Consider the following 6,152-nt stretch of genomic DNA (forward strand, 5'->3'; position numbering starts at 1 on the left):
TGTAGCGGCAAGACGCGTCGAGGTGAATATGGGCATTGCGCTTTGCCGCTCCCGCCATAAGCTCACGCAATACGAGCAAGAGACCCGCTGGGAGAGACGCCAATGAAAGCCCTACGCTGCGACGAGCCCGGACGCCTGAGCGTGATCCAGCGGGATGTCCCGAGCGCAGGCCCAGGCGAGGTGCTGGTGCGCATCCGGCGGGTCGGGATCTGCGGAACCGATTATCACATCGTCCAGGGCAACCAGCCCTACCTCGAATACCCGCGGGTGATCGGCCACGAGCTTGCGGGCGAGATCGCCGAGGCACCGAGCGGCAGCGCGTTCAAGACCGGCGACATCGTCTGCATCGAGCCCTACCTGTATTGCGGCACGTGCCGCGCGTGCCGCCAGGGCAAGACCAATTGCTGCCAGCACCTGCAGGTGCTCGGCGTGCATCGCGACGGCGGTGCCTGCGAGTACATCGCCGTGCCGGAGCGCAACGTGGTGCCGGTGACGGGCCTGGGCCTGGACGAGGCCGCCATGGTCGAATTCCTGGCGATCGGCGCTCACGGCGTGCGGCGTTCGGGAGCGGGCCCCGGAAGCCGCGTCGCCGTGGTGGGGGCCGGCCCGATCGGAATCGCGGCGGCGATCTTCGCGAAGGCCCGCGGGGCCGAGATTTCGGTGCTCGACATGAATGCCCTGCGGCTCGCCTTCTGCCGCGACGAGCTCGGCGTCGACCACGTGGTGGAGGTGTCGCCCGATGTAGGCGACCGCCTCAAGGCGATCACCGACGGCGACTTCTTCGATGTCGTCATCGACGCGACCGGGAACCCGAACGCGATGATGAAGGGCTTCTCCTATGTCGGCCACGGGGGCACCTACGTGCTGCTGTCGATCGTGCGCGCCGACATCACGTTCAACGACCCGGAATTCCACAAGCGCGAGACGTCGCTGCTCGGCAGCCGCAATGCCACGCGGCAGGATTTCGAGACCGTGCTGGACGTCATGCTCGGCGGCGGCGTGCCGACGGCCGCGCTGGCGAGCCACCGCGGCGGCCTCGACGACGCGCCGGGGCTCATTCCCCTGTGGTCGGCTCCCGAAGCCGGGGTCATCAAGGCGCTGGTCGAGATCTAGCGCATCGTGCGGAAAAGTGGATCCGGCTGTCCGCGCCCGATGATCCGCTCATTCAGAAAGAAGCATCGGACCCAAAGGTGCAAGTCCACTTTTGGGTCCGATGCTTTAGCCGGTCGCAGGAGATCAGGCCGGGTCCTTGAAGATCCGGCACTTGGGCGGATCGAACTCGAACGGGACCTTGCCCTTGGGGGCGAAGAACTCGTCGAACGCCTGCTTGACGCCGGGCCAGTGCGGATAATCGTCGCCGATGAGCACGCCGCCGGGCCGGATCATCGGCCACCATTCGCGCAGGTCCGACGTGACCGCGTGCTCGTCATGGCCGCCATCGATGTGGACCACGTCCGGCCGGACGTCGTTGTGCTTCAGCACATGCACGGCATTCACCGAGTCGAGCGGCAGGGGCAGCACGTAATCCTGCAGGCCTTCCCCGACGATGTTGGCCGCGAAAGTGTGGTAGAGCGCCGGATAGCCGTTGATGAAGTTCAGGTGTGCGAACCACTCGTCGTTGTTCCAGTGATCCCAGGCGCCGAGCCAGGTATCCACCGCGATCACGACCCCGTCGAGCTCCATCGCCTTCATGGTCGAGGCGAGCGAGATGACCGAACCGCCCTTCCAGACCCCCACCTCGACCACCACCGACGGCCGCAGCGTCTCGATCGCGTCGGTCAGGTAGGGGTGCTGCGAGCCCCAGCCCTGCTGGTCCTGCCGGTACAGCCGGGCCGGAAAGTTCCGGAACGGATCCTGACCGCGCCACATCCGGTTCACCAGCGCCTCGCGGATCTGCGTCATTCCGGGCCTCGCTCCTCATGGATGGTGGGCATCCTGCCCTCCAGGAACAACAGCGTTCCTGCCGACAAGGTTCAGGAAGACCGGACGAGACGGTTGCACCCCGCTGCTCAACACCGAGGCAGTCTGCCTTCAGAACGGGCGCATGGCGCATAGCAAGAAAGCGTTTACCATTATAGCATGCGAGCAGTGCATATCGATCATGCCGATAATCGGTCTTTTGCGGCGCACAAAAACATCCATATTACCTATACCAAAGTATGAGACACGGCTTCGTGGCTCGACCCACCGCCCGGCCGACCAGGCCCCTCGCTCAGGAGACCATGATGATCATCGTCAGCTTCCTTCGCCTCTTCCGCAGCATCCTGTCGGAGGCCCGCCAGATGCAGCGCGAGGCGGCCCGTCGTCACCCCGGGCTCGACTGGTAATCCGGAGAGCCGGAACACCCCTTACGGAGATACATCCATGATCACGTCCATGATCCTCGCCCGCCTCGCCTCCTGGCGCCGCTACCGCCAGACCTTCCGCGAACTCGAAGCGCTCAACGACCGCGAACTGGCGGATCTCGGCCTCGGTCGCCGCGACATCCGCGTCGTCGCCCGCCAGGCTTCCCGCTAGTCTCCGCCTCGGGGACCCTGGTCCCTGGCGCGGGGCTGCGCCTAGGCGGCCTGCGCGACGCCCTGGCAGAGGAAGCCGACCGGCCGCGGTGCGCCGTCGAGGTAATAGTGCTCGATGCGGCGGATCGTGAATCCGGCCTCGTCGAGAAGCTGCTGGACGGGACGGGTCAGGTTGCAGCCGACCGCCAGCCGGCGCCAGATCGGATTGAGCCGGTGCTGCCAGGTCGCCACGCCGGCATCGCTCGAGAGGCCGTGCTCCAGAAACAGCACGCGGCCATCGGGCTTCAGAACGCGCCGCACCTCGCGCAGTGCCTGGGCTGGATCCTCCACCGAGCACAGAGTATAGGTGATCACCGCCGTATCGATGATGCCGTCCGCGAGCGGCAGCGCCTCGGCCGGGGCCCGGATGACCTCGAGGGGAACCGGTGAATGGCGGCGGCGCTCGCGGCCCAGGTTCAGGAACTCCGCCATGGGATCGACCCCGATCACGCGGATCACGCGGGCCGGGTCGTAGAGCGGCAGGTTCAGCCCCGGACCGATCCCGATCTCCAGCACGACGCCCGAGGCCTGCGGAACGACCTTCTCGCGCTCGGCCGTGATGCCCTCCATCCCGCACAGGCAGCTGACGAAGCGCGGGCCGATGTGACGTGCATAGAACCCCATTTCGAGGTCTCCTGTTCGAAAAAATGGAAAAGCGCCGCTTGTCCTATCCATACCCCGCGCGCACAGGGGGATCTGTGAGCCAGCGCACGCCGTCTCGCTGCCGCGAATTGAGCAGAAGGGCGCCACATTCCGACGACAGAAGCGCGCCCGGTTATCCCTAATTTAACCAAGCCGTCGTCTAATCAGGCTCGTGAAGATATTGCTTCACGCATGAACGCCCCGACCCGTCCGGCATCCGTTTCGCCGCCATCCCGGGCTCGACGCCGATCATGCGCAATCGAGTTGTTGCGTAGAGTTCGCCATGTTGCACACCTCCTATCCGTCGGGCGGCCGCGCCCCCCGCAGCCCGCGCAGAAAGCGGCGCAATCTCCTTCCGACGGCGGCTCTTGTGGCGATCTCGATGAGCCCTCTCGCCTACTTCGTCGATTTCGCCCGCCAGAGCGATGCGCCGGCGGTCGGACCCGTGAGCAGCGTCGCCGCCCCTGACACGGCTCGGGTGGCGGCCGTGGCGAACCTCGATCCGGCGCTGGTCAGCCCGACGCCTTTGATCACCACCGAGGCGCATCGCTTCGCCCGCAACACGCCGCTGCCGGCTGAGTTCGCAGCGCCCGTGCAGCGCCAGGCAAGCCTTGCGCCGGTCGCTCCCCCGCCGCCGGTGGGGCCCGCCCAGCCGGCACCGGTCCAGGATGTGGCGGAAGCCGTTCAGCCCGCGCCGGTCCCTCCGTCCGCACCCGTGCCGTTGCCCGTGCCGCGCCCGGCCGACCTGTTCCCCGCCAGGCCCGCGGCGGCCACCCAGATGGCGAACGCGCCGGTTCGCGCCCCGATGACGCAACGGGCCGCGATCGCCGCCAGCGCATCGGCCGCCGCACCCGCCGACTCCCGCTCCTTCATTGAGAAATTCTTCGGCATCAAGCCCGCCTCCCCGCCGGCGGATGCGCTCAGCTACGCGTCCCTCGACAACGGCACCGGCAGCATCGCGCCGACATCGCGCTTCGTTCCCGCACCCGAGACCGGCGGCGGCGGCACCGCCGTCTACGACATCAGCGCCCAGGTGGTGATCATGCCCAACGGCGAAAGGCTGGAGGCCCATTCCGGCCTCGGTGACATGATGGACAATCCGCGCCACGTGAACGTGCGGATGAGGGGCGCGACGCCGCCGGGCACCTACATGGTCACCGAACGCGAGGCGCTGTTCCACGGGGTGCGCGCGCTTCGCCTCACGCCGGTCGGCGGCAGCGCCGCCATCTACGGCCGCGACGGCATTCTCGCCCATACCTATATGCTCGGTCCGCGCGGCGACTCGAACGGCTGCGTGTCCTTCAGGAATTACGACCGCTTCCTGCAGGCCTACCTGCGCGGCGAGGTGAAGCGGCTGGTCGTCACCGCCGGGCGCGGGCAGGATCTCGTGCCTCCTCTCGCCGCCAGGAGCCGCACGGCCCGGCGCTCCGACCGGGCGATTTGACGACGACCATCGTCGGTCTGTCATCGCATTGGATGGCCGGCACAAAGCCGGCCATGACGCGGGAAGGGTGTCGATGGCGCTGCTGCTCCCTCCATAACCCGCCGGGATCGGCCCACCCTACCCCCAATGGATCGTCTACCTCCGAAGGTTCGGCCGTCTGGCATTGCGCGGTCCTGCACCTAGTTCATGATCGCCCCGCCGACCGGGGACGGCGCGACGGGGGTTTGCGAATGATGATGGTATGGGCTGTGTCGCGTCATGTGCTTCGACCCGTGCTCGCCGTCGCGGCTCTTCTTGGAGTGCTCTCGAGCATTGCACCGTCGCACGCGCAGGGCGCCGGCTATCTCGTTCCGGCACCCGCGAAGGACGCCGTGCAGGCCAAGCCGAAATACGAATGCGACGCGCCGGACGCACCGGTGATCACCCTCGATACCCAGAGCAAATACCGGCAGGACGACGCCCGGCGCGCGACCATCGACGAGGAGGCCGAGGAGGCCTATTCCGAGGCCGTCGAGCCCCTGCGCGCCTACGGCAAGACTTTGGCGCGGATCGCCAACGCCTATGTGAAATCCACCCCGAAGAACACGGCCGCCGCGGCCTGCGCGCTCACCTGGCTCGATCACTGGGCTTCGGCGAAGGCCATGACCGACCTGCGCTCCCGGCAGGCGCATTTCAATCTGGGCCAAGCGCTCGCCGGCTTTGCGCTGGCCTATCTGCAGATCCGCAACGCGCCCGGCCTCGACGACGAGCAGAAGAAGCGCGTCGAAGGCTGGCTCAAGGCGCTGGGCCGGCAGATCGCCGACGCGAAGGACGTGGGCAAGGGCGTTTCGGGCCGGAACAATCACCGGTACTGGGCGGGCCTGAGCGCCACGGCCGCCGGGATCGCCAGCGGCGACAGGCGGCTGACCGAGTGGGGCCTCGACAGCTCCCGGATCGGCCTCGCGCAGGTCACGCCCGACGGCACGCTCCCGCTCGAGATCAACCGCGGCAAGCGCGCCCGGGACTACCATGTCTTCGCCGTCGAGCCGCTGGTCGCCACCGCGGAGCTCGCGCACAGCCAGGGCGTCGATCTCTACGCGGAGCATGGCGGCGCCCTGTCGCGCCTCGTCAACCGCGTGGTGGAGTCGCTGGACGATCCGGCCTTCTTCGAGAAGGCCACGGGCACCCCGCAGGAGCCCTATTCCGGGGACGGCACCGTGCCGCCGCATCGCATCGCGTGGCTCGAGATCCACGAGAACCGGCATCCCTCCCCGAAGGCCGCGGCGATCCTGAGCGCGAAACGCCCCGTCGCGTCCAGCGGCATCGGCGGCAACACGACGCTGCTGTTCCACGACGAGGATTGAGCGGGGTTCTGAGCGCAGGTTGATCCCGCACCTCCGGGCCGGCACACCTCTCCCGTCTTCCCGCGGCCGTCCCGCCACCCTCGGCCCGTAATGGTACCCTCCGCTCGTCCCGACACCCTCCGTCCGTCCTGACACCCTCTGCCTGTCGCGCCCCCCTCCTCCCGTGTC

At 67.8% G+C, this 6,152-nt stretch carries 7 protein-coding genes; 5 read left to right on the forward strand and 2 right to left on the reverse strand.

Annotated elements, in window-relative coordinates; translation table 11 throughout:
* The first annotated feature begins 102 nt into the window (after window positions 1–102).
* Window positions 103–1,113, forward strand: coding sequence for a zinc-binding alcohol dehydrogenase family protein (locus tag KBI52_RS16515; protein WP_173946531.1), 1,011 nt, complete (start codon window positions 103–105; stop codon window positions 1,111–1,113).
* Window positions 1,114–1,236: 123 nt separating this feature from the next.
* On the opposite strand, the gene KBI52_RS16520 is transcribed toward KBI52_RS16515, so the two are convergent.
* Window positions 1,237–1,902: a class I SAM-dependent methyltransferase gene (locus tag KBI52_RS16520; RefSeq protein WP_210808769.1), complete on the reverse strand. Its 666-nt coding sequence runs from the start codon at window positions 1,900–1,902 to the stop codon at window positions 1,237–1,239.
* A 272-nt stretch (window positions 1,903–2,174) separates the two neighbouring features.
* On the opposite strand from KBI52_RS16520, the gene KBI52_RS16525 reads away from it, so the two are divergent.
* Together KBI52_RS16525 and KBI52_RS16530 are read left to right on the forward strand one after the other, a co-directional pair.
* On the forward strand, window positions 2,175–2,327 hold the full coding sequence (locus tag KBI52_RS16525; RefSeq protein ID WP_173946529.1) for a hypothetical protein: 153 nt from the start codon (window positions 2,175–2,177) through the stop codon (window positions 2,325–2,327).
* Window positions 2,328–2,364: 37 nt separating this feature from the next.
* The gene (locus KBI52_RS16530; protein ID WP_371823179.1) at window positions 2,365–2,517 is read left to right on the forward strand and encodes a DUF1127 domain-containing protein; all 153 of its coding nucleotides are present in this window, start codon (window positions 2,365–2,367) and stop codon (window positions 2,515–2,517) included.
* 41 nt (window positions 2,518–2,558) lie between these two features.
* On the opposite strand, the gene KBI52_RS16535 is transcribed toward KBI52_RS16530, so the two are convergent.
* A complete protein-coding gene (locus KBI52_RS16535) occupies window positions 2,559–3,179 on the reverse strand; it encodes a class I SAM-dependent methyltransferase (protein ID WP_173946528.1) in 621 nt (206 codons plus the stop codon).
* Window positions 3,180–3,480: 301 nt separating this feature from the next.
* Here KBI52_RS16535 and KBI52_RS16540 point away from each other — a divergent pair, with 301 nt between their 5' ends.
* Complete coding sequence (locus KBI52_RS16540) at window positions 3,481–4,641, forward strand: DUF2778 domain-containing protein (protein ID WP_210808771.1); 1,161 nt, start codon at window positions 3,481–3,483, stop codon at window positions 4,639–4,641.
* A gap of 230 nt (window positions 4,642–4,871) precedes the next feature.
* Window positions 4,872–5,984: an alginate lyase family protein gene (locus KBI52_RS16545; RefSeq protein WP_210808773.1), complete on the forward strand. Its 1,113-nt coding sequence runs from the start codon at window positions 4,872–4,874 to the stop codon at window positions 5,982–5,984.
* Window positions 5,985–6,152: the final 168 nt, after the last annotated feature.

Origin of the sequence: Microvirga sp. HBU67558, from assembly GCF_018069605.1 — a bacterium.
GTDB classification, from domain to species: Bacteria; Pseudomonadota; Alphaproteobacteria; order Rhizobiales; family Beijerinckiaceae; genus Microvirga; species Microvirga terrae.

Bases quoted from the DNA above. Each gene is read 5' to 3' on its own strand.
- KBI52_RS16520 (WP_210808769.1), bottom strand. From the start codon at position 1,902: ATGACGCAGATCCGCGAGGCGCTGGTGAACCGGATGTGGCGCGGTCAG.
- KBI52_RS16540 (WP_210808771.1), top strand. From the start codon at position 3,481: ATGTTGCACACCTCCTATCCGTCGGGCGGCCGCGCCCCCCGCAGCCCG.
- KBI52_RS16515 (WP_173946531.1), top strand. From the start codon at position 103: ATGAAAGCCCTACGCTGCGACGAGCCCGGACGCCTGAGCGTGATCCAG.
- KBI52_RS16545 (WP_210808773.1), top strand. From the start codon at position 4,872: ATGATGATGGTATGGGCTGTGTCGCGTCATGTGCTTCGACCCGTGCTC.
- KBI52_RS16535 (WP_173946528.1), bottom strand. From the start codon at position 3,179: ATGGGGTTCTATGCACGTCACATCGGCCCGCGCTTCGTCAGCTGCCTG.
- KBI52_RS16530 (WP_371823179.1), top strand. From the start codon at position 2,365: ATGATCACGTCCATGATCCTCGCCCGCCTCGCCTCCTGGCGCCGCTAC.